Here is a 25,072-nt window from a genome sequence, read left to right as displayed (position 1 = left end):
GATTATGGATAAATATCAACAACTCAAACGCAGTAAACGGCTGGCGCTGTCATTGCTGCTGATTGCTGCCGCGACTTTTGTCGTGACGCTGTTTCTGCCGCCCAACTTTTGGGTTCTCGGACTCAAAGCGATCGCGGAAGCGGCGATGGTCGGGGCGTTAGCCGACTGGTTCGCCGTGGTGGCGCTGTTCCGCCGCGTGCCGGTGCCCTTTATCTCGCGGCATACGGCGATTATTCCGCGTAATAAAGACCGCATCGGCGAGAATCTTGGCCGTTTCGTCCAGGAGAAATTCCTTGATACCGATTCGCTGCTGGCGCTGATTCGCCGTCACGATCCGTCGCAGATGCTGGCGCAGTGGCTGAACGCGCCCGGCAACGCCGATCGCATTGGCCGCCATCTGTTGCAGGTGATGCGCGGCTTTCTTGATCTCACCGACGATCAGCGGATTCAGCGCTTTCTGCGCCGCGCGGTGCATCGCGCGTTGGATAAGGTCGATCTCACCCAATCCAGCGCGCTACTGTTGGATAGCCTGACCAAAAATAATCGTCATCAGGAGCTGCTGGATGCGGCGGTGCAACAGCTGCTGCGCTTGCTGCACAAGCCCGGCACACGTGAGTTTATTGCCGCGCAGATTGTACGCTGGTTGAAGCGCGAACATCCGATAAAAGCCAAAATGCTGCCGACCGAATGGCTGGGCGAGCACAGCGCCGATTTGGTGGCCAATGCGGTGGATTCGATTCTCGATCAGGTTGCGATCGATCAGGGGCATGAATTGCGTCTGGGCTTCGACCGTGCGGTGCAACGGCTGATTGAGCGACTGAAAACCGATCCTGAAATGGCGGAACGTGCAGAGGGAATCAAAAGCTGGTTGAAGGAAGATGAGTCCTTTAATCGCTACATTGGCGAGCTGTGGCAAGATTTACGTGGCTGGCTGAAAGACGACCTGAATAGCGAGGATTCGCGGGTGCAAGAGCGCGTAAGACTGGCCGCGCTGTGGCTGGGTGAAACGCTGGCGGCCGATGACGCGCTGCGCGCCTCCATGAATCAGCATCTGGAAGACGCCGCCCGCAGCGTGGCGCCGGAGTTTGCTGCCTTCCTGACACGCCACATTAGCGATACGGTAAAAAGCTGGGATGCGCGCGACATGTCGCAGCAGATTGAGTTGAATATTGGCCGCGACCTGCAGTTTATCCGCATTAACGGCACGCTGGTTGGCGGCACAATCGGGCTGATTTTGTATGTGTTGTCGCAGGTGCCGAGCTTCATCCAGCAGTTGCACTAAATCGGTCGCCATAAATGGCGACCCTACAACAATTACCGACGTTTCACGAGCATGAACAAGCTGATCGCGAAGAACGCGCCGCTCGGCAGAATCGCACCCAATATTGGCGGTAAACCATATACCAGGCTCAACGGGCCAAAGATCTGGTCCAGCACGTAGAACAGGAAGCCAAAGCTAATCCCCGTCACCACGCGCACGCCCATCGATACGCTACGCAGCGGACCAAAGATAAATGACAGCGCCATCAGCATCATCACCGCTACAGACAGCGGCTGGAAGATTTTGCTCCACATATTCAGCAAGTAGCGTCCTGAAACCTGGCCGCTCTGCTTGAGGTATTTGCTGTAGTTATACAGGCCGCTGATCGACAACGCGTCCGGATCCAGCGCCACTACGCCGAGCTTATCGGGCGTCAGATTGGTTTTCCATTCGCTGCTCAGGCTTTGCGAGCCGGTAATTTGTTTAGCGTCTTGCAGATCTGATTCATCGACCTGCGACAGCGCCCAGAGCTTCTTATCCGCATTCCAGGTGGCGCTGGCTGCGTAACGCACGCTGAGCAAACGGCGCTGATCGCTGAACTTGTAAATGCTGACGCCATCAATCTCGTTATCACCTTTAATGCGCTCGATGTAGATGAAGTCGTTGCCGTCCTTCGCCCACAGGCCATTTTGCGTCGAGACCAGCGAACCGCCGTACAGCTGCTGTGCACGATAGTTACGCGCCATCTGTTCGCCCTTAGGCGCAACAAACTCGCCCACCGCCATGGTTAACAGCACCAGCGGAATCGCGGTTTTCATTACTGCCAGCGCCACCTGCATACGGGTAAAGCCCGATGCCTGCATCACCACCAGTTCGCTACGCTGCGCCAGCGTGCCCAAACCCAGCAATGCACCCAACAGCGCCGCCATCGGGAAGAAGATTTCGATATCTTTCGGCACGCTGAGCAAGGTGTAGTAACCGGCATCCAGCGCGGTATAAGCGCCTTGCCCGGTTTTCCGCAACTGATCAACGAACTTGATAATGCCCGACAACGACACCAGCATGAACAGCGTCAGCATGATGGTGTTGAAGATGGTTTTGCCGATATAACGGTCAAGAACCTTAAACATCAGACCGATCCTCCACGGCTAAAGCGCGCACGGATGCGACGCATCGGCACGGTATCCCACAGGTTCAGCAGCACCGCCAGCGCCAGATAGGAAACGTTCACCACCCACATCCAGATTGCGGGATCGAACCGGCCCTTCGCCGCGTTGGAACGCAGAGAACTCTGTAGCAGGAAGAAGATCAGGTACAGCAGCATGGCAGGCAACATCGACAGCACGCGGCCCTGACGCGGGTTCACCACGCTGAGCGGCACCACCATCAACGCCATAATCAGCACGGCAAAAATCAGCGTTAAGCGCCAGTGCAACTCCGCCTGGAACTGCGGCGTCTTGTTTTGCATCAGCGTGCTGATACTCGCCTGATCGGCATCGTTTGGATCGAGCGTAGCTTCTTTATAGCCCACCAGCGCCTGATAATTCACGAAGTCCGTGATGCGGAAATCGCGAAGCAAGGCAGTGCCTTCAAAACGTGTGCCTTTATCCAGTGTCACCACTTGTGAGCCATCTTTATGTTGCTCCATGTGGCCGCTGTCAGCCAGCACCACCGATGGACGCGCATTGCCTTTCGGACGCAATTGCGCCAGGAACACGTTACCAAAGGTATTGCCTTTCACATTTTCAACAAATAGCACCGCATTGCCGTCGCTGGAGGTCTGGAACTGCCCCGCCGCCAAGGCCGCCGCGCCTGGATTAGCTTTGGCGTTTTGCGTCACTTCTTGCTGATAACGTGATGACCATGGCCCTAACCATATGACGTTGACCGCCGCCACGATCGAGGTGAACAGCATCAGGATCATCGCGGCTTTAATCAGCACACTTTTCCCCAGGCCGCAGGCATGCATCACCGTGATTTCACTTTCGGTGTACAGCCGCCCAAGGGTCATTAAAATCGCCAGAAACAGGCTTAGGGGCAGGATAAGTTGTGCCATTTCAGGCACGCCAAGTCCTAACAATGTCAGAACTAAGTTTGTTGGGATTTCGCCATCCACCGCAGCTCCCAAAATCCGCACTAACTTCTGACAAAAGAAGATCAGTAGCAGGATGAAGAGGATAGCCAGCTGGCTTTTGAGCGTTTCCCGAACCAGATATCTAATGATGATCACGCTTAGTACGCCTGTGATAACTTGTCTTTTTGCAGGAAAATCGCTAGTTTCAACGCTTATCAGCCATTTTTCTTCATCAATGGCCGTCATCGTAGCTAAAATAGTATGACGAACGCGTTAGCGTGGTGAAAAAACAACTTACTTGTCACCACAACTCATTATGACTACCGGCGTTGAATTGTCATGGCGTCGTAACGAATTAATGAGTTACGAGCGCGCTACATTCTAACGACAGCCAAGGCCGTTGTCTTTAAGATTCAGGAGAGTGCATGGAGTTCAGTGTAAAAAGCGGTAGCCCGGAAAAACAGCGTAGCGCCTGCATTGTTGTTGGCGTTTTCGAACCGCGCCGTTTGTCACCCATTGCTGAGCAGCTGGATAAAATCAGCGATGGCTACATCAGCGCCCTGCTGCGCCGCGGTGAACTGGAAGGAAAAGTGGGCCAAACGCTGCTGCTGCACCATGTGCCGAATATCCTGTCAGAGCGCATTCTGCTGATTGGCTGCGGTAAAGAGCGCGAGCTGGATGAGCGTCAGTACAAGCAGGTCATTCAGAAAACCATTAATACCCTGAATGACACCGGTTCAATGGAAGCGGTGTGCTTCCTGACTGAACTGCACGTAAAAGGCCGTAATACCTACTGGAAAGTACGTCAGGCGGTCGAAACCTCTAAAGAAGCGCTCTATAACTTTGATCAGCTGAAAAGCAACAAAGTCGAGCCGCGCCGTCCGCTGCGCAAACTGGTGTTCAACGTGCCGACCCGCCGTGAGCTTACCAGCGGCGAGCGCGCGATTCAGCACGGTTTAGCGGTGGCTGCCGGTGTGAAAGCCGCCAAAGACCTCAGCAATATGCCGCCAAATATTTGTAACGCCGCGTATCTGGCGTCACAGGCGCGTCAGTTGGCGGATGCGTACAGCAAAAATGTAACAACCCGCGTCATCGGCGAGCAGCAAATGAAAGAGCTGGGTATGAACGCCTATCTGGCGGTTGGTGCCGGTTCACATAATGAATCGCTGATGTCGGTGATTGAGTACAAAGGCAATAACGATCCGGAAGCGCGCCCCATTGTGCTGGTCGGCAAAGGATTAACCTTCGATTCCGGCGGTATTTCCATCAAACCGGCCGAAGCGATGGATGAGATGAAATACGACATGTGCGGCGCGGCCTCTGTGTATGGCGTGATGCGTATGGTGGCGGAACTGAATCTGCCGCTGAACGTGGTCGGCGTGCTGGTTGGCTGTGAAAACATGCCGGATGGCAAATCCATGCGTCCGGGCGACGTGTTAACCACCATGTCGGGCCAAACCGTTGAAGTGTTAAATACCGATGCCGAAGGCCGTCTGGTGCTGTGCGATGCGCTGACCTACGTTGAACGCTTCGAGCCAGAAGTGGTGATTGACGTGGCCACGCTGACCGGCGCCTGCGTGATTGCGCTGGGCCACCACGTAAGCGGTTTGATGTCGAACCACAACCCGTTGGCACACGAATTGATCAGTGCATCTGAGCAGTCCGGCGACCGCGCCTGGCGTCTGCCGATGGCGGATGAGTATCAGGAGCAGCTGGAATCCAATTTTGCCGATATGGCGAACATTGGCGGCCGTCCTGGCGGAGCGATTACCGCAGCCTGCTTCCTCGCGCGCTTTGCGCGTAAGTTTAACTGGGCGCATCTGGATATCGCTGGTACTGCATGGCGTTCCGGTAAAGCCAAAGGCGCAACCGGTCGTCCGGTGCCGCTGCTGTCGCAGTTCCTGTTAAATCGCGCGGGATTGAACGGCGACGATTAAGTTGTCGCGGTGCGGTCATTGAAACGGTGCGCATGAATGCGCACCCTACGAAGTAGGGTCGCCATTCATGGCGACCGAAAAGCTAGACGCACGAACCCACGGGGCGCACAATGCGCCCCACTGTCATTTATGGAAATGAGTCCGCCATGAAAAACGCCACTTTCTATGTGATGGAGTCGGAGAGCGCCAGCGACGGCTTAACCGCCATCGAAGCATTGGTGTGCTCTCTTGCCGAAACACGCTGGCGTGACGGCAAACGCATCCTGATAGCCTGTGAGAACGAAGAACAAGCCAATCGGCTGGATGAAGCACTTTGGCAGCTTCCGGCCAACGCCTTTGTGCCGCACAACCTGGCCGGTGAAGGCCCGCGCTACGGCGCACCGGTTGAGCTGGCCTGGCCGCAGCGCCGCGGCAGTTCTCCGCGCGATCTGCTGATAAGCCTTTTGCCACAGTTCGCAGATTTTGCTACTGGTTTCCATGAAGTGATAGACTTCGTACCTTATGAAGAATCCCTAAAACAACTGGCGCGCGATCGCTATAAAGCCTATCGCAGCGTTGGTTTCCAATTGAATACGGCGACGCCACCCTCGCCGCAAACGACAGTGTAGAAATGGAAAAGACATATAACCCGCAAGATATCGAGCAGCCGCTCTACGAGCACTGGGAACAGCAGGGCTACTTTAAACCGAATGGCGACACCAGCCAGGAAAGCTTTTGCATCATGATCCCGCCGCCGAACGTCACCGGCAGCTTGCATATGGGTCACGCTTTCCAGCAGACCATTATGGATACCATGATTCGTTATCAGCGCATGCAGGGTAAAAACACCTTGTGGCAGGCCGGTACCGATCACGCCGGTATCGCCACGCAGATGGTGGTAGAACGCAAAATTGCCGCTGAAGAAGGCAAAACGCGCCAGGATTATGGCCGCGATGCGTTCATCGACAAAATCTGGCAGTGGAAAGCGGAATCCGGCGGCACTATCACCCGCCAGATGCGCCGTCTCGGTAACTCAGTTGACTGGGAGCGCGAGCGCTTCACCATGGACGAAGGTCTGTCCAACGCGGTGCGCGAAGTGTTTGTCCGCCTGTACAAAGAGAATCTGATTTACCGCGGCAAGCGCCTGGTGAACTGGGATCCAAAACTGCGTACTGCCATCTCCGATCTGGAAGTAGAAAACCGCGAGAGCAAAGGCTCAATGTGGCACATCCGCTATCCACTGGCGGACGGCGTGAAAACCGCAGAAGGCAAAGATTATCTGGTGGTTGCCACTACGCGCCCGGAAACCCTGCTGGGCGATACCGGCGTAGCGGTTAATCCTGAAGATCCGCGCTACAAAGATCTGATCGGCAAAGAAGTGATCCTGCCGCTGGTGAACCGTCGCATTCCGATCGTTGGCGATGAACACGCTGACATGGAAAAAGGCACCGGCTGCGTGAAGATCACACCAGCGCATGACTTCAACGATTACGAAGTCGGTCGTCGTCATAAGCTGCCGATGATCAACATTCTGACCTTTGATGGCGACATCCGCGAGCGCGCGGAAGTGTTCGACACCAACGGCGAAGTCAGCGACGAGTGCGCAGACGACATTCCAGCCCAGTTCCAGAAAATGGAGCGTTTCGCAGCGCGAAAAGCGATTGTTGCTGCCGTTGGTGAAATCGGCCTGCTGGAAGAGATCAAACCGCACGACCTGACCGTGCCTTACGGCGATCGCGGTGGCGTGGTGATTGAGCCAATGCTGACCGACCAATGGTATGTGCGCACCGCGCCGCTAGCGAAAGTTGCGGTTGAAGCGGTTGAAAACGGCGACATCCAGTTCGTGCCGAAACAGTACGAAAACATGTACTTCTCATGGATGCGTGACATTCAGGATTGGTGTATTTCACGTCAGCTGTGGTGGGGACACCGCATTCCGGCGTGGTATGACAACGACGGCAACGTCTATGTTGGCCGCACCGAAGACGAAGTACGTCAGGAAAACCATCTGGCCGCCGATGTCGCGCTGCGCCAGGACGACGACGTGCTGGATACCTGGTTCTCGTCCGGTCTGTGGACTTTCTCGACGCTGGGCTGGCCAGAAAACACCGAAGCGCTGCGTACCTTCCACCCAACCAGCGTGTTGGTGAGCGGCTTCGACATCATCTTCTTCTGGATTGCGCGCATGATCATGCTGACCATGCACTTCATCAAAGATGAAAACGGCAAGCCGCAAGTGCCGTTCAAAACCGTCTACATGACCGGTTTGATCCGTGATGAAGAAGGCCAGAAGATGTCTAAATCGAAAGGCAACGTCATCGATCCGCTGGATATGATTGACGGCATTTCGCTGGAAGATCTGCTGGAGAAGCGTACCGGCAACATGATGCAGCCGCAGCTGGCGGAGAAGATCCGCAAGCGTACCGAGAAGCAGTTCCCGGACGGCATCGTACCTTCAGGTACCGATGCGCTGCGCTTCACCCTCGCCGCGCTGGCCTCAACCGGTCGTGACATCAACTGGGATATGAAGCGCCTCGAAGGCTACCGCAACTTCTGTAACAAGTTGTGGAACGCCAGCCGTTTCGTGCTGATGAACACCGAAGAGCAGGATTGCGGCCAAAATGGCGGCGAGATGAAGCTGTCGCTGGCGGATCGCTGGATTCTGAGCGAGTTCAACCGCAGCGTGAAAGCCTATCGTGAAGCGCTGGATAACTATCGCTTTGATATCGCTGCCAATATTTTGTACGACTTCACCTGGAACCAGTTCTGTGACTGGTATCTGGAGCTGACCAAGCCGGTGATGACCAGCGGTAGCGAAGCGGAACTGCGCGGCACGCGTAATACGCTGGTTACCGTGCTGGAAGCGCTGCTGCGTCTGGCGCATCCGATCATTCCTTACATCACTGAAACCATCTGGCAGCGTGTGAAAGGCCTGAAAAACATCGACCACGATACCATCATGCTGCAACCGTTCCCGCAGTATGACGCGGCAAAAGAAGATGCCGAGGCGCAAGCCGATATTGAGTGGATGAAGCAGGCGATCGTCGCGGTACGTAATATCCGTGCTGAGATGAACATTGCACCAAGCAAGCCGCTCGACGTGTTACTGCGTGACTGCTCTGCCGCCGCCCAGCGTCGTGTAGAAGAGAACCGCACCTTCCTGTCGCGTCTGGCGCGTCTGGAAAGCCTGACCATTCTGCCTGCGGGCGAGAAAGGCCCGGTTTCGGTCACCAAGATTGTTGAAGGCGCGGAGTTGCTAATCCCGATGGCGGATCTGGTCAACAAAGAAGCCGAGCTCGAGCGTCTGGCGAAAGAGCTGGTGAAACTTGATGTCGAAATCGAGAAGATCCAGACCAAGCTGGCGAATGAGGGCTTTGTCTCACGTGCGCCGGAAGCTGTGGTGGCGAAAGAGCGCGAGCGCGTGGCTGAGCTGGAACAATCTAAAGCAAAACTGTTTGAACAGCAGGGCGTGATTGCGGCATTGTAAGCGCTTCAGTCCAACTGCTTAATCGAAGCCGGGCACTGCCCGGCTTTTTTATACCGGAAGATAATGATGACCACCGACGCCCCCATCAATTTACAGGTGCGCCCCATTACCGCCGCTGATAATCCGTGGATTGCAAAAGTGATCCGCGACGTATCAGCTGAATTTGGTCTGACGGCGGATAAAGGCTACACCGTGTCCGATCCCAATTTGGATCGCCTGTTCGAGCTCTATAACGAAGCCAACAGCGCCTACTGGATAGTTGAGCATGATGGCGTGGTGGTGGGCGGCGGCGGTGTCGCACCGTTGGCCTGTAGCGCGCCGGATATCTGTGAACTGCAGAAAATGTATTTTCTGCCGCAGGTGCGCGGTTTAGGGTTGGCGCGCGATCTGGCGCTGCGCGCAATGGCGTTCGCCCGTCAGCAAGGTTTTCAGCGCTGTTATCTGGAAACTACCGGTAGCCTGACGCGTGCGATTAAATTGTATGAGTCGTTGGGATTTGAGCTGATTGACAGCGCGATGGGCTGCACCGGGCATGTGGATTGCGAAGTGCGCATGCTGAAGGTGTTGTGATGAATGAGGTCGCCATAAATGGCGACCCTACGGTGTAACGTAGGGTGCGCATTCATGCGCACCGCGTAACCGGTAAGAAATCAATCTATTAAACCGCCGGCACACCGCTATGGAACCGCAGTTCGCCATCCGGCTCGCTGATTAGGCGCGCTTCCGTTTCACCAAATACGCGTACACGCGGCGCGATATCTTTTGGCGAAATCTGCTGCGCCAGCTTCAGGTAATCCTGATAGTGACGTGCTTCCGATCGCAGCAGTGAAATATAGAACTTCTCCAACTGCTCATCCAGATACGGCGCCAGGCTGGCAAAACGCTCGCAGGATCGCGCTTCGATATACGCCCCGCAAATCAACTTATCCACCAGCGCATCAGGCTCATAGGTGGCGATTTCACGGATCAGCCCTTTGGCATAGCGGCTGGCGGTGATTTTGCGATACGGCAACCCGCGCGACTGCATGATTTCCCATACCTGATAAAAGTGATGCAGCTCCTCTTTAACCAGCAGCACCATCATCTCCACCAGGTCGTCGGCCCAAGGCAACTCGTTGCGCACGATGATGCTTTTGGTCAGATTCTTGTGGGCATTGATGAAGTTACTGTCCTGCTCATCGCGGTAGATGAAGTCTTCATACGGCTTGAGCCACGCCAGAATGGCATCACCACTCGGCTTATCCGCCACGTATTTACGGATGATAAACACCGCGGTTTGCGCGGCCTTCAATTCGCAAACCATGTGATCGGTGAGCAGCAACGTCAGATTTTCCGGCTTGCGCGCTTCATCAATCCACGCTTGTGGCGTGCGGCAATGCAGGAATTGATAGATCGGTTCTAATAGCGGAGCGTAATTCATGGGCAATCTTTTGTCTTACGGGGAGAAGGTTTCAGGGCGACGAGCGCCGCCCATTAATGCTTAGTGACGCACACCGTTGTCTTCTTCGTCGTCGATGAATTCGCCATCGTCGTCTTCATCTTCGGCATCAGGATCTTCAAAGTAGGTGCCCCAACCGTCGTAATCGACGTTGTAGCTGCCCGCCAGATTCACCAGCTGCTCAACCTGCGCATCAATCAATTCAGGCTTCAACGCGCCTTCGCTCAGGATATCCACACACATTACAGTGGTGCCGTCTTCCAGCTCCAGCTCTTCTGGCTCGCTCACTTCGTAGCCCAGCTTGAAGGCATCAACCGCGACCTTTTCCAGCGAGTCGAAATTGTTGCAGGAGAGATGATGCTCGATAGTGTAAAGCGCATCAGGATCGCTGCCGTCTTCCAGCAACTCTTCAATGATCAGTCGCGTCTCTTCACGCTGTTCTTCCAGCAATGCTTCATATGCCATGGGTGTGTCCTCAAAATATTCGGCTGAATACAATTATTTTCCCACACTGCCTCGCGCGCCACTACACAAAACAACAAGTTTCTTAACGCTGGGGTTGAAAATGCATATTCATACGGTTAGATTGAATTTTAATTCATTTAATGTAGGCATCCGGAGTGCTGTATGAGTCAGCTACATCAAAGACATTTCCTGAGATTGCTGGATTTTACCCCAGCCGAAATCGCTTCTCTGCTGAGTCTGGCAGGTGAATTAAAACACGCCAAGAAAAATGCCAGCGAAACGCAGTATCTGAAAGGCAAAAACATCGCGCTCATCTTCGAAAAAGACTCGACTCGTACCCGATGCTCTTTCGAAGTTGCCGCTTACGATCAGGGCGCTAACGTCACTTATCTCGGCCCAAGCGGCAGCCAAATCGGCCATAAAGAGTCGATGAAAGACACGGCGCGCGTGCTGGGACGCATGTATGACGGTATTCAATATCGCGGCTACGGCCAGCAACTGGTGGAAACCTTAGCGGAATTCGCTGGCGTGCCGGTGTGGAACGGCCTCACCACCGAGTTTCACCCTACGCAGCTGCTGGCCGATCTGTTGACCATGCAGGAACATCTGCCCGGCAAATCGCTGAATCAAATGACGCTGGTGTATGTTGGTGATGCGCGCAACAACATGGGCAACAGCATGCTGGAAGCCGCAGCGCTAGTGGGCCTGGATCTGCGTCTGGTGGCGCCGAAAGGCTGCTGGCCGGAAGTGGAATTAGTAGAACAATGCCGCGTGGCCGCGCAGCAAACCGGCGGCAAAATCACGCTGACCGAAGATATCGCTGAAGGCGTGCAAGGTGCCGACTTCATCTACACTGATGTATGGGTGTCGATGGGCGAAGCCAAATCGGTGTGGGAAGATCGCATCGCCCTGCTGCGTCCCTATCAGGTTAACAGCGCGATGCTGGCACTGACCGGCAACCCGCAGGTGAAGTTCCTGCACTGCTTGCCCGCGTTCCATGACGACAAAACCACGCTGGGCCGCCAAATGGCTGAACAGTATGGTTTGCAGGATGGCATGGAAGTGAGTAATGAGGTGTTTGAATCCGCGCACAGTATCGTGTTCGATCAAGCAGAGAACCGCATGCACACCATTAAAGCGGTGATGGTAGCAACGCTCGGCAAGCGATAATTTGCTGTGCCGCAAACGTTTACCTCGCACGCGATATTTGCTTGATGCAAATCAGTGAATGCGTATAATGCGGCCCAATTTGCCGGAGGAAACATGCCACAGTGCAGCGCACAATTTGACGCTCAACGACGCCTGAAAGCGGGCGGCGCATTTGTTTCTTTCCGTCATCAATCGATCGTAAAAAAAGCCCCTTAAGCAGGGGCTTTTTTTTGTCCGCAATCCGGCAGCGCAGAGGAGAACGCTATGGCCAACCCGCTATATCGCAAGCACATTATTTCCATCAACGATCTCAACCGCGACGAGCTGGAGCTGGTGCTGCATACCGCCGCCCAGCTGAAAGCCCATCCTCAGCCGGAGCTGCTAAAGCACAACGTTATTGCCAGCTGCTTCTTTGAGGCTTCCACGCGCACGCGCCTGTCATTTGAAACCGCGATGCATCGTCTCGGCGCGTCGGTGGTCGGCTTTGCCGATGGCAGCAACACTTCCCTCGGCAAGAAAGGCGAAACCCTCGCCGATACCATTTCGGTGATTGGCACCTACGTCGATGCCATCGTGATGCGTCATCCGCAGGAAGGCGCGGCGCGTTTGGCGACCGAGTTCTCCGGCGGCATTCCGATTCTCAACGCCGGTGACGGGGCCAACCAGCATCCCACGCAAACGTTGCTCGATCTCTTCACCATCCGCGAAACACAAAATCGCCTCGATAACCTGAATGTGGCGATGGTAGGCGACCTGAAGTATGGCCGCACCGTGCATTCACTGACGCAGGCGCTGGCGAAGTTTGACGGCAACCGCTTCTTCTTTATCGCGCCGGATGCGCTGGCGATGCCGTCGTACATTACCGATATGCTGGATGAGCAGAACATTGCCTGGTCGCGCCACGACACCATCGAAGAGGTGATGCCGGAGCTCGACATTCTCTATATGACGCGCGTGCAGAAAGAGCGTCTCGATCCGTCGGAATACGCCAACGTCAAAGCGCAGTTCATCCTGCGCGCTGCCGATTTAGCCGGAGCGCGCGACCACATGAAAGTGCTGCATCCGCTGCCGCGTATCGACGAGATCACCACCGACGTCGATAGCACGCCGCACGCCTGGTATTTCCAACAGGCGGGTAACGGCATCTTCGCGCGCCAGGCACTGCTGGCGCTGGTACTGAATCGCGATCTGGCACTGTAAGGAGCAAAGCGATGACACACGATAATAAACTGCAGGTTGAAGCCATCAAACGCGGCACGGTGATTGACCATATCCCGGCGCAGGTCGGCTTTAAGCTACTGTCGCTGTTCCGCCTGACCGAAACCGAACAGCGCATTACCATTGGTCTTAACTTGCCGTCAGGCGAAATGGGTCGCAAAGATCTGATCAAGATCGAAAACACCTTCCTCACCGACGATCAGATCAATCAGCTCGCGGTGTATGCGCCGCTCGCCACGGTGAACCGCATTGACGAATACGAAGTGGTGGCAAAGATCGCCCCCACCTTGCCGGATCGTATTGACCGCGTGTTAACCTGCCCGAACAGTAACTGCATTAGCCGTAACGAGCCGGTTTTCACCAGCTTTGCGGTAAAAAAGCGCGAAGATGATGTGCACCTGAAGTGCAAATATTGTGAGAAAGAGTTCGCGCGCCACGTGGTGCTCGGTCACTGGTAATCGCCGGCATCGTCCCTATAATGGGACGATTCATTTCGCGGCAGACATCGGTCGGCCGCGCACTTTCAAGGAGAAACAATGTCTCGCGAAATCAGTACTTCAAACGCACCCGCAGCGATTGGCCCTTACGTGCAGGGCGTGGATCTCGGCAGCATGATCATCACCTCTGGCCAGATCCCGGTTGATCCTGCCACTGGCGCCGTGGCCGACGATGTGTCTGCGCAGGCACGTCAGTCACTGGAAAATGTGAAGGCGATTGTTGAAGCCGCCGGCCTGAAAGTGGGCGATATTGTGAAAACTACCGTGTTTGTGAAGGATCTGAATGACTTCGCCACGGTGAACGCAACCTATGAAGCGTTCTTCACCGAACACAACGCCAGTTTCCCCGCGCGTTCATGTGTGGAAGTGGCGCGTCTGCCAAAAGATGTGAAGATTGAGATCGAGGCGATTGCGGTACGTCGTTGATTTCGTTGGTGCTGGCTGTCCCCCTCCTCGCTCCTTCCCCATTAATGGGGGAGGAAGATGCGGCCCTATGTGAGCGGTCAAGCTGCATATAGCAGCGTCTCCTTCCCCCGCAAGCGGGGGAAGGCCGGGAGGGGGGACAGCGAGCACAATCCTATTTAAACGATCGCAGTAACTTTTCCAGCGGCCGCACCAAGGCCAATACCGTTTCATCCTGCACCTGCGCGGCCGCATCCAGTTGCGCATGCATCTGTGCCACCTCTCCCGCGCCGTAAGCCTGATTACGCTCCAACGCGTTGACCAAATCCAGCCCCATACGACTTAGCTGCGCCACCTGCTGCGCCTGCTGCTGCAGCGGTTTGAGTTGATAACTGCCCAGAATCAGTGGCATCACCGCGTCGCTATTATTCTGCCAGCGCTGCAATTGCTGACGGATGGCATGTGCCGCCACGTGATCGGTGCGATTAGCGATCAAGCGATCGATTCGCTTATCCAGCAAGCGCACCGCGTTACTCTCGGCAGGCAACACATCCGCTAACCTATTCAGCGGCTCGAAATAGTCGTAATGCCCTGCCTGGAATTTCAGATGCTGCCGCGTGTAATACTGCGCGGGTTCCAGCACTTCGGCCAGCACGCGCAGCGGTGTGATGTCGCTGCTGTTCGCCAGTCGCATCATCTGCACGTCAGCCTGCTGATGCTGCTGCAAGCCCACCGAAATCGTGCCCCAGCGATCCACGGCGCTAAGACGCCGGTACATGTTGTCGCTGTCGGTGACATCCTGCGCCGACCATAACCGCTCAGCTACCACAAAGGCACGCGGCCACAGGCGTGTGTCAATCACCCGACTGTTGACGTTCTCCGCCCATAACGCCGCTTCTCCGCCAATCAGGTTGTTTTGCAGCTGTTCCGGCGTCGGCAGCGTTGGCGCAATGCCGGTTGGCACTTGCGTTAACTTGCTGCCTTCCGCGGGATAACGCACGTTGCCCACCAACATATAACCCGTCAGCTTGTCTTGTGTCAGCGTCACCATTGGCTGGAACGGCCCCATCCAGGTATCGACGCTGAACGTCAACTGCGTTGGCGAGAGCCAGCGAATATCGCTGACCATGCGACGTGCTTTGCCACTGAAATCAATAAAGCCGCGCCAGCCGTTTTTCCCTTCAATCAGAGTAAAGCTGCCTTTTAGCGCGCTACCTTTCAGTCGTGGCATGGTGAATTGCCAGCTCTGCGTCTGCTCCCCCGCTTGCACCTGATCCGCGCCGTTAAGCCCTTGCGGCCAAGGCTCATTGCGATAGTGATAGGCGGCGGTTTGCGGCTGGTCGAGATAGAAGCCGGTGGAAAGAATGCCGCGGAAGTCATTTTTCGCCACGGTGCCCAGCGCGTCCTGACCTTGCCACGATTGAATCAGAATGCTTTTTGGCAGATCCGGATGGTAAACCTCATCCCAGCCGATCATCCGGCGCTGATGCGCTTCAAGGATTTTCTCAACGCGCTGGTTAAACCAGGCTTGCAGCGCATGCGTATCCTTCAGGCCGCGATCGCGCATAAATTGCTGAATGCGCGTGGAATCATTCCACTGTGTCGGATCGACCTCATCACCGCCGATATGAATGTAGGGATCGGGGAAGATCGCCGTCACTTCGCCCATCAAAGTGTCGATAAAGCGGAATACCGCTTCATTGCTGGGATCCAGCAGCGGTTTAAACACGCCCCAGCCGCGCTCCATCTGATACGGTCCCGGCGCACTCATTAGCTCCGGCATGGCAACCGCTATCGCCGACGCATGACCTGGCAGATCGATTTCCGGCACCACACGCACACCACGCTGCGTGGCATAGCGCACCACATCACGCATCTGCTGCTGCGTATAGTACAAGCCGTCGCTGGCCTGCTCCTGCAACTGCGGAAAGTGGCTGGAAGCAAAGCGCCAACCTTGATCGTCGGTTAAGTGCCAGTGAAACACGTTCATGCGCGCAGCGGCGATGCCGTCTATTTGTCGTTTAATCGTTTCAATCGGCAGGAAATGGCGTGCCGAATCAATCAGCACGCCGCGCCACGGAAAGCGCGGTTTGTCGTCAATGGTGACGTAGGGAATTTCGCTGCCATTTTCCGCGTTTTCAATCAGCTGCAGCACGGTTTCTATACCGCGCATCGCGCCAAAGCGCGTGTTGGCTTTTAGCAAGACGCCGTTACTGTTCACCACCAGATGATAACTTTCGTCGCTGTCAGGCTGCGGAATCGGATCAACAGCCTGCGCGATTTGCACCTGAATGTTGGGATTATTACTGGGTGTGCTGGTCGGCAGCAGTGGCCAGCCGGTTTGACGTGCAATGCGCGCCCGCCAGCGCGATTCAGCACCTTCCAGATGATCGCCGGTAATATGCAACGTGAACTGTGGCGTTAACACATACGCCCCGCCGCTGCTCGGCTGCACAACGCTTTGTGGCCACGGCATCAATGGCAAATCTCCCGCGGGCGCGGCGACGGTGGAAAAAGTCAGCGATAAACAACAGGCAAGCAAGGCTCTTTGCAATGGCATCTGGGCATCCTTGTAAATGAAACAGCGGACCAAAACGGGCAAAAGGCTCATTAAACCTGTTTCGCTTTGCAAAGCAAGTGGCGACAAACTGAAATCAAGGCGGGTTAAAACTTTTGTAGTTTAGCCGGATTCACCATTGCGCGGCTTTCAATCTTCGTTGTGGCTTCCTTGCTGTAGGTCAAACCGAAGGCGATTAATTTCAGCGTAAACACCATATATAGCGATTACACTCCTTAAAATTATCTACATATAGTTTCATGGAGAAGAAATGGCAACGGTGGTGATTAAGCGTGACGGCTGTAGAGTACCGTTTGATGCGCAGCGGATCGAGGCGGCAGTAAGTGCGGCCGCACGTGCGGTACAAGTCGATGATGCGTTATGGTGCGCGCAGGTGGCAATGCAAGTGAGCCAACAGCTGGCTGAACAGGCCGAAGTGGACATTCGCGATATTCAGTGTGCGGTAGAAGAGACGCTGATGAGCGGGCGCTGGCCGCAGCTGGCGCGCGCCTACATCGAGTATCGCCACGACCGCGATTTAGCGCGTGAGCAGCGCGGTAAATTACACCACGCCATCCGGGGTTTGGTTGAACAAACCAATGCGGCGCTGCTGAATGAAAATGCCAATAAAGACAGTAAAGTGATCCCCACTCAGCGCGATCTGCTGGCGGGCATCGTCGCCAAACATTATGCCCAACAGCAACTGCTGCCGCGCGATGTGGTGCTGGCGCATGAGCGTGGCGACATCCACTACCACGATCTTGACTATTCCCCGTTCTTCCCGATGTTTAACTGCATGCTGATTGATCTGCACGGCATGCTGACCAACGGTTTCAAGATGGGCAACGCCGAGATTGAGCCGCCCAAATCAATCGCCACCGCCACCGCGGTAACTGCGCAGATCATCGCGCAGGTCGCCAGCCACATTTACGGCGGCACCACCATCAACCGCATTGATGAAGTACTCGCACCGTTCGTCACGCTCAGCCTGGAAAAACACCGCGCGGTGGCGCGGGAGTGGCAGATTCCGGATGCCGAAGCCTATGCTCGTGTACGCACCGAGAAAGAGTGCTACGACGCGTTTCAGTCGCTGGAGTATGAAGTCAATACGCTGCACACTGCCAACGGCCAGACGCCATTTGTCACCTTTGGCTTTGGCCTCGGCACCGATTGGGCCGCGCGCCTGATCCAGCAATCCATTCTACGCAACCGCATTGCCGGGCTCGGCAAAAATCATAAAACTGCGGTGTTCCCGAAACTGGTGTTTGCTATTCGCGAAGGCGTGAATAGCCGCCCGGGTGATTTTAATTATGATATCAAGCAGCTGGCGCTGGAGTGCGCCAGCAAGCGCATGTATCCGGATATCCTCAACTACGAAAAAGTGGTTGAAGTGACGGGGTCATTTAAAACGCCGATGGGTTGCCGTAGCTTCCTCGGCGTCTACGAGGAGAACGGCGAGCAAATTCACGAAGGCCGCAACAATATTGGTGTTATCAGTCTTAATCTGCCGCGCATCGCCCTGCAAGCCCAGGGCGAAGAAGCACAGTTTTGGCGCTTGCTGGATGAACGGTTGGCGCTGGCGAAACGTGCTTTGATGACGCGTATCGCCCGGCTGGAAAAAACCAAAGCGCGCGTGGCGCCGATTCTGTATATGGAAGGTGCCTGCGGCGTGCGGCTGAAAGCCGATGACGAAGTGGGATCGATTTTCCGCAACGGTCGCGCCTCCATATCCCTTGGCTATATTGGCCTGCACGAAACGCTGAATGCGCTGAGCGGCAATGCAGTGCATCCGTACGATGCCGAATACCTGCGGGATAAAGGCGTGGCAATTGTTACGCATCTGCGCAATGCGGTGGATGCCTGGAAAGCCGAAACCGGCTACGGCTTCAGCTTGTACAGTACGCCGAGCGAAAATCTATGCGACCGCTTCTGCCGCCTCGATGCTGCCGAATTTGGCGTGTTGGCGGGCGTCACCGACAAAGGTTATTACACCAACAGCTTCCATCTTGATGTGGAGAAGAAGGTTAATCCCTACGACAAAATCGACTTTGAAGCGCCCTATCCAGCTATCGCCAATGGCGGTTTCATCTGCTACGGCGAATACCCCAACATTCAGCACAACCTCAAAGCGCTCGAAGATGTCTGGGATTACAGCTATCACCGCGTGCCCTATTACGGCACCAACACACCGATTGATGAGTGTTACGAATGCGGCTTTAGTGGCGAGTTCAGCTGCACCAGCAAAGGGTTTACTTGCCCAAGCTGTGGTAATCACGATCCGGCGCGCGTATCGGTGACGCGCCGGGTCTGCGGCTATCTCGGCAGCCCGGACGCGCGTCCGTTTAACGCCGGTAAACAGCAAGAGGTACAGCGCCGCGTCAAACATCTGGAGACAGGAAAACTGGGATGATGCGCATCCACGGCTATTATCCGGTTGATATTGTTAACGGACCCGGCACACGCTGCACGCTGTTTGTCGCGGGCTGCGAACATCAATGTCGTGGCTGCTACAACCAGAGCACGTGGCGGCTGGATTCCGGCGTGCCTTTTACGTTAGAGATGGAAGAGCAGCTGATCGCCGATCTCAGCGATCGGCGCATTGCGCGTCAGGGCTTGTCGCTGAGCGGCGGCGATCCGCTGCATCCGCACAACGTGCCGCATATTCGTCGCCTGGTGAAACGCGTGCGTCGTGAATGCCCGGATAAGGATATCTGGCTGTGGACCGGGTATGAGATGGCGGAACTCAGCGCGGCGCAGCGCGAAGTGGTGGATGAAATTGATGTGCTGATTGACGGACGCTTTATCGAAGCGGAGAAAGATGTGCGGCTGCTGTGGCGCGGCAGCCGCAATCAGAAGATTTGGTGGTTACGCCAGCCACAAGGCGAGCACGCCGAGCAGCATACCGCTTAGAGCCACGCCGATCAGTGCGATCCACAAGGCCCGGGCGGGAAATGCGCGATGCAGCATCAATAACGACGGTACGCTGACGGCGGGCAGCGTGACTAACAATGCCAGCGCGGGCGCAACGCCCATGCCCGCCAGCATCATGGTCTGCACAATCGGGATCTCGGCTGCGGTAGGAATCACAAACAAGCAGCCGGCAATCGCCATCAACATCACCCAAAATAGCGTATTGCCCACCGCGCCATCGGCATGCGGGAATAACCAAACGCGCGCGGCGCCGAGCAACAACACTGCGACGATATACAGCGGAATAGTGTTGCAGAACAGTCGCCACATGACCCGCAACCAGCGCGTCAGAAACGGTTGTTCATCGCGGGCCAGGATCGCGGGTGCGGCTACGGCCTGATCCGGCACGCTGCGCTGCACCAGCCACGCGATGCCCAACACCATCATTAAACCGGCCACCAGCCGAATCGCCGCGAAGTGCCAGCCGAGTACAAAGCCCATAAAGATCAGCGTGGCGGGATTCAGCAGCGGATTCGCCAGCCAGAACGCCATCGCCGCGCCGCTGGAAACCTGCGACTGGCGCAAGCCAACGGTCACCGGTGCCGCGCAACAGCTGCACATCATGCCCGGTAAACCCAAGCCGGTGCCGATCAGCGTGGAACCAAAGCGCGAGCTGCCTATCAATCGCAGCAGCCAACTGCGTGGCAGCAGCACCTGCACCAGCGAACCGAGGATGACGCCAAGCACCGCGGCCTTCCACACGGCAAGGAAATAGACCATGGCGTAATCGAGCGCTGCGCGCCACGGTGAGTCAGCCGCGTTGGCCAGAATGGATTTACCGATGGAGTGGGTTTCAGCAGCAGTAAACGCTTTACCGTAATAAGGCTGCCATTTGACATACCACAGGCCGATGACGACCACGGCGAGGAACAGCAGCGGTTTCCACCAGGCGAAGCGCGTCGCCGATGCTGAAGAGGTGAGTTGAGTCATTACCGATTCCGTATTCAACTGAATAACGATCGCCGCACCCTAAGGCCGACGGAAAGACCGCATTGTTATTCAGGTCAATAAAATCTGCTACGCGCAATCGATGCAAACTTGATCCAGCTCGGAAATTACCTTGCTGGCTGCAGCCGTCTGGCTTGCTTTTTGCGACATGGCTACCAGACTTGTTGGGTGAAAAGTGCAACGAACATCACGTTCGTCATCAACAAGGAGGAAAAGAGATGAGCAAGAAAATAGCGGTATTGATTACCGATGATTTTGAAGACTCAGAGTTTACCTCGCCAGCCGAGGCATACGCCAAAGCGGGCCACGAAGTGGTCACCATTGAGTTTAAGGCCGGTAACATCGTTAAAGGTAAGCAGGGAAAAGCAGAGGTCAAAATCGATAAGGATATTGATGATGTCAGCGCGGCCGAATTCGATGCGCTGCTGCTGCCTGGTGGACATTCGCCCGATGCCCTGCGCGGCGACGATCGTTTCGTCAACTTTACCAAAGAGTTTGTCGCTAGCGGTAAACCGATATTTGCCATTTGCCATGGTCCGCAACTGCTGATCAGCGCGAACGGCGTACGCGGCCGCAAGATGACCTGCGTGAAAGCCATTGCCATCGATCTGCGTAATGCCGGGGCAGACTTCTACGATAAAGAAGTGGTAGTGGATGATGACAAGTTAGTCACCAGCCGCACGCCTGAAGATTTGCCGGCGTTTAATCGCGAATCACTGCGCATTTTGAACGCGGCTTAAACTCTTCTTTCGCATTGGGGTCGCCGTAAATGGCGACCCTACGACCTTGTCCATATGATCTTCTTACCAAATCCCAGCGCATTGTCGGTCATCTTCACTTCGTCGAGCGTGATCTCCCAGAGCGGCGCAGTGACTTTCTTCGCCACCGGGAAACGCTTCTGATAAGCGTGACGCGCCAGCGCTTCCCGCTCATCACTCAATAACTGAATAACGCCTCGATACTGTACCCCTTTAATCAACAGCACGCTTTTCGGCTGGCCGTTAACCGTTCCTGCAACCCGAGGATTTGCCAGCATCAATGCACCATGACGCGTATCAGGCTCAGTCATAATCCAGAACGCCATACTTGCGCTATCAAACACGTAGAAGCAGTTGGCGCACCATAGTTCGTCACCGTAGGTTGCAGACAAAGACAGCACATGCTGTTTTTTCAAATAGCGAATCAGATGAGCATGGTCGGACAAAATCGGACTCCGTGCGGCGAATAGCGATGCGGCCTGAAGCGCGCTACACTGCCTGCCAGCTAATTTTCGAGATGAGTGTAATGGAACAAGGCTGGCAGCTTTATCTGCTACAAACCGCCGCAGGCATGCTTTATACCGGCATAACTACCGATGTTAACCGGCGTCTGCAACAGCATCAGCAGGGACGCGGGGCGCGCTCACTGCGCGGTAAAGGTCCACTTACGCTGGTGTTTCACTGCGATGCGGGCGATCGGGCTGCAGCGTCACGCCTGGAATACCAGGTGAAGCAGCTCAGCCGCGTGCAAAAGCTGCGGCTGGTTGCTCAGCAGCCGCCCTGTTTAGTCACGTGGTTTAGTCAAAACGATTAAACGGCAGCGCAAATTCAATTAGCCCTTCGGCACCGACAAATGCATCGTCTGCCAGTTTGTAGACCTGAAAAGCCGCTTCACTGCCTAACCAACGGCAGTGCAAACCATGGCGTGCCGCTGGCTCAAAGCCGAGTGGATTGTAGAACTCAGGATCGCCCAGCACCACCACGGCGCTGTAGCTGAACTCATTAAGTGAATCCAATCCTTCATACACCAGTTGTTTAGCAATCCCCTGTTTACGCACCGATTCATCCACGGCGAGCGGCGCCAACGCAACCCAGTTGCGATCTTCACCTTGCAGGGTTACCGGACTGAAAGCGGCATAACCCAACACCTGACCTTCATCATCCGTGGCAACCACGCCGAGCGTCAGCAAGCCATCTTCGCGCAGTTGCTGTATCAGTTCCGCTTCGGCGGCGGTAGCAAAACTGCGCTTTAACAGGCTATCGATGCCTGCTGCATCGACGCCAATTTCAGTACGAATTAACATGATATCTCCGCGCGCGCCTCAGCGGCCTTCGCGTCCTGTTTCATTCCTGCCTCAATAAAAGCAGCGAGCTGCTGCAATCCCGTGCGTAATGGCGTGGGCATGGCATCCAGTTCAATGGCATCCATTAGGTTTTTCACCTCAAGTCCCAGCTCCGTGTCACCTTCAATCACCAGACGGCGCTGAAAGAACAACATATCGGGATCCGCTTTGCGTGCTGCCACCAGCAACAGATCGTTGGCTTCACCACGAAACCAGACATCAGCCTCGGTGTCGCGCGAAACGGTCAGGCGCCCTGCTTGTAGGGTGGTGATCCAGCGCAGATTCACATCGGCAACCTCGATCCCCAGATAACGCCCTTCCAGAAAGTCTAACTCACCTTCAGACAAAGCATGACGAAATTGCCAGTTTAGGAGTTGTTGCAGAATAGCTTTTTTTAGCAGGAAAGGGGTAATGGAAACGGGTAAAGCAAGGAATTCTGGGCCTTTTTCAACAATCAGACCGCGTAAGCGCGCAAACATCATCTACATTCCCTTCAGAAAATTTCATCTATTTTGCCACATCTGCCTGGCTTCGCCTCCACTGAGATCAAGAAAATCGCCGCCAGGCTGGACGAAAAACCTTCACTCCCGATCATCAATGGCCCTTTCACTGCCTTAAATCAACATTGCTGCCGGGCCAGTTATTTACACTCTTCCGCTTAAGAATCCGGGGAGGAAAATGTATGGAACTGCTGTGTCCGGCGGGGAACTTGCCTGCGCTGAAATCGGCGGTGGAGCATGGTGCTGACGCGGTGTATGTCGGCCTGAAAGACGATACCAATGCCCGCCACTTTGCTGGCCTCAATTTTACCGATAAGAAACTGGCCGAGGCCGCGCGCTATCTGCACCAGCATCGCCGCAAACTGCATGTGGCAATCAACACCTTTGCCCATCCTGATGGCATGAATCGCTGGCAAACCGCGATTGATGTTGCTGCCCAGAACGGTGCGGATGCACTCATTCTGGCTGATATCGCCACGCTGGAATACGCGGCAAAACGCTATCCGCAAGTCGAGCGTCATCTTTCGGTTCAGGCTTCGGCAACTAATCTGCAAGCCATTCATTTTTATCATCGTCACTTTCAACTCAGCCGCGTGGTGCTGCCGCGCGTGCTGTCGATGCATCAGGTCAAACAGCTGGCGCGTGAAACGCCGGTGCCACTTGAAGTCTTCGCCTTCGGTAGCCTGTGCATTATGGCCGAAGGCCGCTGCTATCTCTCTTCATGGCTGACCGGCGAGTCGCCGAACAGCGCGGGTGCTTGCTCTCCGGCGAAATTTGTCCGCTGGCAACAGACGCCAAAGGGTATGGAATCGCGCCTGAATGAGGTGCTGATTGATCGCTACGCGCCCGACGAAAGCGCTGGCTATCCCACGTTGTGTAAAGGCCGTTATGAAGTTGACAACCAGCTGTATCACGTGCTGGAAGAACCCACCAGTTTGAATACGCTGTCGCTACTGCCTGAGCTGCTGCGCGCCAATATCGCCTCGGTGAAAATCGAAGGTCGTCAGCGCAGCCCGGCGTATGTCGCACAAGTCGCAAAAGTGTGGCGCCAGGCAATCGATCGCTGCATGGCTTCACCTGAGCATTATGCCGTGCAGGAACCGTGGATGCAGGCACTGGGTGAGTTATCGGAAGGCAGCCAAACTACGCTGGGTGCCTATCACCGCGACTGGCAATAAGGAGATCGCATGAAATACGCTATCGGTCCGGTGCTGTGGTACTGGCCAACTGAAACGCTGGAAACTTTTTATCAACGTGCCGCTGAAAGCAGTGCCGATATCATCTATCTCGGTGAAGCGGTCTGCAGTAAACGACGTGCCACTTCATTCAATCAATGGATGGACATCGCCCGCATGCTGGCGTTGCAGGGCAAGCAAGTGGTACTCAGTACGCTGGCCTTGCTGCAGTCACCCTCGGAAGTCAAAGAACTGCGCCGCTATGTGGAAAATGGCGAGTTCTTGCTCGAAGCCAACGACATGGGGACAGTGAACATGGCGGCGGAACGTAAATTGCCGTTTGTCGCCGGCCCCACGCTCAATGTGTATAACGCGCAGACCCTGCAACTGTTGCTGAAAGAAGGCATGACGCGCTGGTGCATTCCGGTGGAGATGTCTCGCGACTGGCTGATTCAACTCCTGCAGCAGTGCGACGAAGCGGGTGTACGTGAGCAATTTGAAGTGGAAGTGCTCGGCTATGGCCATCTGCCGCTGGCGCTGTCGGCACGCTGCTTTACCGCGCGCGCCGAGAATCGCGGCAAAGACGACTGCCAAACCTGCTGCATCAATTACCCTACCGGCCGCCGCGTGCTCTCGCAGGAAGGTCAGCAGGTGTTTGTACTGAACGGCATTCAGACCATGAGCGGTTATTGCTACAACCTTGGCAATGATCTAACCGGCATGCACAACTGGATCGATATTGTGCGTCTGTCGCCACAAGGCGAAAACACGCTCGCCGAAGTGGATCGCTTCCGCGCCAACGAGGCCGGTCAGGCCCCGTTAATGATGGCCCGTGGCAGTGATTGTAATGGTTATTGGCGTCGACTGGCCGGAATGGCACTGGAAGGCGGCGGATAAAGGCACATTCCGGCTAT

General features: G+C 55.4%; 24 protein-coding genes. 15 read left to right on the top strand and 9 right to left on the bottom strand.

What is annotated here, in order from left to right; translation table 11 throughout:
• Positions 1-4: 4 nt before the first annotated feature.
• A complete protein-coding gene (locus ACRQ84_RS17875; RefSeq protein ID WP_483816733.1) occupies positions 5-1,282 on the top strand; it encodes a DUF445 domain-containing protein in 1,278 nt (425 codons plus the stop codon).
• A 32-nt stretch (positions 1,283-1,314) separates the two neighbouring features.
• On the opposite strand, the gene lptG is transcribed toward ACRQ84_RS17875, so the two are convergent.
• On the bottom strand, positions 1,315-2,391 hold the full coding sequence (lptG, locus tag ACRQ84_RS17870) for an LPS export ABC transporter permease LptG (RefSeq protein ID WP_064737700.1): 1,077 nt from the start codon (positions 2,389-2,391) through the stop codon (positions 1,315-1,317).
• A complete protein-coding gene (gene lptF, locus ACRQ84_RS17865; protein WP_064737701.1) occupies positions 2,391-3,491 on the bottom strand; it encodes an LPS export ABC transporter permease LptF in 1,101 nt (366 codons plus the stop codon). Before lptF ends, lptG begins: the two co-directional genes overlap by 1 nt.
• A 269-nt stretch (positions 3,492-3,760) precedes the next feature.
• Here lptF and pepA point away from each other — a divergent pair, with 269 nt between their 5' ends.
• The 4 genes from pepA to ACRQ84_RS17845 all read left to right on the top strand — a co-directional run bounded on the left by pepA (position 3,761) and on the right by ACRQ84_RS17845 (position 9,308).
• Positions 3,761-5,272, top strand: a complete 1,512-nt coding sequence (gene pepA, locus ACRQ84_RS17860) for a leucyl aminopeptidase (RefSeq protein ID WP_008104244.1) — start codon at positions 3,761-3,763, stop codon at positions 5,270-5,272.
• 146 nt (positions 5,273-5,418) lie between these two features.
• Entirely contained in the window at positions 5,419-5,880 is a 462-nt protein-coding gene (locus ACRQ84_RS17855) for a DNA polymerase III subunit chi (protein ID WP_008104246.1), read from the top strand.
• 2 nt (positions 5,881-5,882) lie between these two features.
• Positions 5,883-8,738 carry a valine--tRNA ligase gene (locus ACRQ84_RS17850; RefSeq protein WP_483816732.1) on the top strand — a complete coding sequence of 952 codons (2,856 nt, stop codon included), beginning with the start codon at positions 5,883-5,885 and terminating at the stop codon, positions 8,736-8,738.
• A 66-nt stretch (positions 8,739-8,804) separates the two neighbouring features.
• Positions 8,805-9,308: a GNAT family N-acetyltransferase gene (locus ACRQ84_RS17845; protein WP_064737703.1), complete on the top strand. Its 504-nt coding sequence runs from the start codon at positions 8,805-8,807 to the stop codon at positions 9,306-9,308.
• Positions 9,309-9,396: 88 nt separating this feature from the next.
• Here the strand turns inward: ACRQ84_RS17845 and miaE are convergent, their stop codons facing one another.
• Complete coding sequence (gene miaE, locus ACRQ84_RS17840) at positions 9,397-10,158, bottom strand: tRNA isopentenyl-2-thiomethyl-A-37 hydroxylase MiaE (protein WP_483816731.1); 762 nt, start codon at positions 10,156-10,158, stop codon at positions 9,397-9,399.
• Positions 10,159-10,218: 60 nt separating this feature from the next.
• On the bottom strand, positions 10,219-10,641 hold the full coding sequence (gene rraB / locus ACRQ84_RS17835; protein ID WP_008104254.1) for a ribonuclease E inhibitor RraB: 423 nt from the start codon (positions 10,639-10,641) through the stop codon (positions 10,219-10,221).
• A gap of 162 nt (positions 10,642-10,803) precedes the next feature.
• Here rraB and argF point away from each other — a divergent pair, with 162 nt between their 5' ends.
• The 4 genes from argF (at position 10,804) to ridA (ending at position 13,931) form a co-directional block, all read left to right on the top strand.
• Positions 10,804-11,811 (top strand): ornithine carbamoyltransferase, encoded by a 1,008-nt coding sequence (gene argF / locus ACRQ84_RS17830; RefSeq protein ID WP_483816730.1) that lies wholly within the window; start codon positions 10,804-10,806, stop codon positions 11,809-11,811.
• 243 nt (positions 11,812-12,054) lie between these two features.
• Complete coding sequence (gene pyrB / locus ACRQ84_RS17825) at positions 12,055-12,990, top strand: aspartate carbamoyltransferase (RefSeq protein ID WP_483816729.1); 936 nt, start codon at positions 12,055-12,057, stop codon at positions 12,988-12,990.
• An 11-nt stretch (positions 12,991-13,001) separates the two neighbouring features.
• Entirely contained in the window at positions 13,002-13,466 is a 465-nt protein-coding gene (gene pyrI, locus ACRQ84_RS17820; protein ID WP_064737707.1) for an aspartate carbamoyltransferase regulatory subunit, read from the top strand.
• Positions 13,467-13,544: 78 nt separating this feature from the next.
• On the top strand, positions 13,545-13,931 hold the full coding sequence (ridA, locus tag ACRQ84_RS17815; RefSeq protein ID WP_061718232.1) for a 2-iminobutanoate/2-iminopropanoate deaminase: 387 nt from the start codon (positions 13,545-13,547) through the stop codon (positions 13,929-13,931).
• Between the two features lie 151 nt (positions 13,932-14,082).
• Here ridA and ACRQ84_RS17810 read toward each other — a convergent pair whose 3' ends face one another.
• Positions 14,083-16,467 (bottom strand): beta-N-acetylhexosaminidase, encoded by a 2,385-nt coding sequence (locus ACRQ84_RS17810; RefSeq protein WP_483816728.1) that lies wholly within the window; start codon positions 16,465-16,467, stop codon positions 14,083-14,085.
• Between the two features lie 268 nt (positions 16,468-16,735).
• Between ACRQ84_RS17810 and nrdD the strand changes: the two genes are divergently transcribed.
• Both nrdD and nrdG read left to right on the top strand, forming a co-directional pair.
• Positions 16,736-18,874: an anaerobic ribonucleoside-triphosphate reductase gene (gene nrdD, locus ACRQ84_RS17805; RefSeq protein ID WP_483816727.1), complete on the top strand. Its 2,139-nt coding sequence runs from the start codon at positions 16,736-16,738 to the stop codon at positions 18,872-18,874.
• Positions 18,871-19,374: an anaerobic ribonucleoside-triphosphate reductase-activating protein gene (gene nrdG / locus ACRQ84_RS17800; RefSeq protein WP_483816726.1), complete on the top strand. Its 504-nt coding sequence runs from the start codon at positions 18,871-18,873 to the stop codon at positions 19,372-19,374. The genes nrdD and nrdG overlap by 4 nt, the downstream gene beginning before the upstream one ends.
• Here nrdG and ACRQ84_RS17795 read toward each other — a convergent pair.
• Positions 19,330-20,364 carry a permease gene (locus ACRQ84_RS17795; RefSeq protein WP_483816725.1) on the bottom strand — a complete coding sequence of 345 codons (1,035 nt, stop codon included), beginning with the start codon at positions 20,362-20,364 and terminating at the stop codon, positions 19,330-19,332. The two genes, nrdG and ACRQ84_RS17795, sit on opposite strands and share 45 nt — an antisense overlap.
• Positions 20,365-20,600: 236 nt before the next feature.
• Here ACRQ84_RS17795 and ACRQ84_RS17790 point away from each other — a divergent pair, with 236 nt between their 5' ends.
• Positions 20,601-21,122, top strand: coding sequence for a type 1 glutamine amidotransferase domain-containing protein (locus tag ACRQ84_RS17790; protein ID WP_064737712.1), 522 nt, complete (start codon positions 20,601-20,603; stop codon positions 21,120-21,122).
• A gap of 38 nt (positions 21,123-21,160) precedes the next feature.
• On the opposite strand, the gene ACRQ84_RS17785 is transcribed toward ACRQ84_RS17790, so the two are convergent.
• Entirely contained in the window at positions 21,161-21,586 is a 426-nt protein-coding gene (locus ACRQ84_RS17785) for a YhbP family protein (protein ID WP_483816724.1), read from the bottom strand.
• Between the two features lie 80 nt (positions 21,587-21,666).
• Between ACRQ84_RS17785 and ACRQ84_RS17780 the strand changes: the two genes are divergently transcribed.
• The gene (locus ACRQ84_RS17780; protein ID WP_483816723.1) at positions 21,667-21,954 is read left to right on the top strand and encodes a GIY-YIG nuclease family protein; all 288 of its coding nucleotides are present in this window, start codon (positions 21,667-21,669) and stop codon (positions 21,952-21,954) included.
• Here the strand turns inward: ACRQ84_RS17780 and ACRQ84_RS17775 are convergent.
• Positions 21,938-22,444 carry a GNAT family N-acetyltransferase gene (locus ACRQ84_RS17775; protein ID WP_483816722.1) on the bottom strand — a complete coding sequence of 169 codons (507 nt, stop codon included), beginning with the start codon at positions 22,442-22,444 and terminating at the stop codon, positions 21,938-21,940. The genes ACRQ84_RS17780 and ACRQ84_RS17775 overlap by 17 nt on opposite strands.
• Complete coding sequence (gene ubiT / locus ACRQ84_RS17770; protein WP_064737971.1) at positions 22,438-22,962, bottom strand: ubiquinone anaerobic biosynthesis accessory factor UbiT; 525 nt, start codon at positions 22,960-22,962, stop codon at positions 22,438-22,440. The genes ACRQ84_RS17775 and ubiT overlap by 7 nt, the downstream gene beginning before the upstream one ends.
• Positions 22,963-23,165: 203 nt before the next feature.
• On the opposite strand from ubiT, the gene ubiU reads away from it, so the two are divergent.
• A complete protein-coding gene (gene ubiU / locus ACRQ84_RS17765; protein WP_483816721.1) occupies positions 23,166-24,161 on the top strand; it encodes a ubiquinone anaerobic biosynthesis protein UbiU in 996 nt (331 codons plus the stop codon).
• Positions 24,162-24,170: 9 nt separating this feature from the next.
• A complete protein-coding gene (locus tag ACRQ84_RS17760; RefSeq protein WP_064737716.1) occupies positions 24,171-25,055 on the top strand; it encodes a U32 family peptidase in 885 nt (294 codons plus the stop codon).
• Positions 25,056-25,072: the final 17 nt, after the last annotated feature.

Source organism: Pantoea sp. E2023-21, from assembly GCF_051302795.1.
GTDB lineage: Bacteria > Pseudomonadota > Gammaproteobacteria > Enterobacterales > Enterobacteriaceae > Pantoea > Pantoea ludwigii_A.
This window is presented reverse-complemented; position numbering and strand designations above follow the sequence as displayed.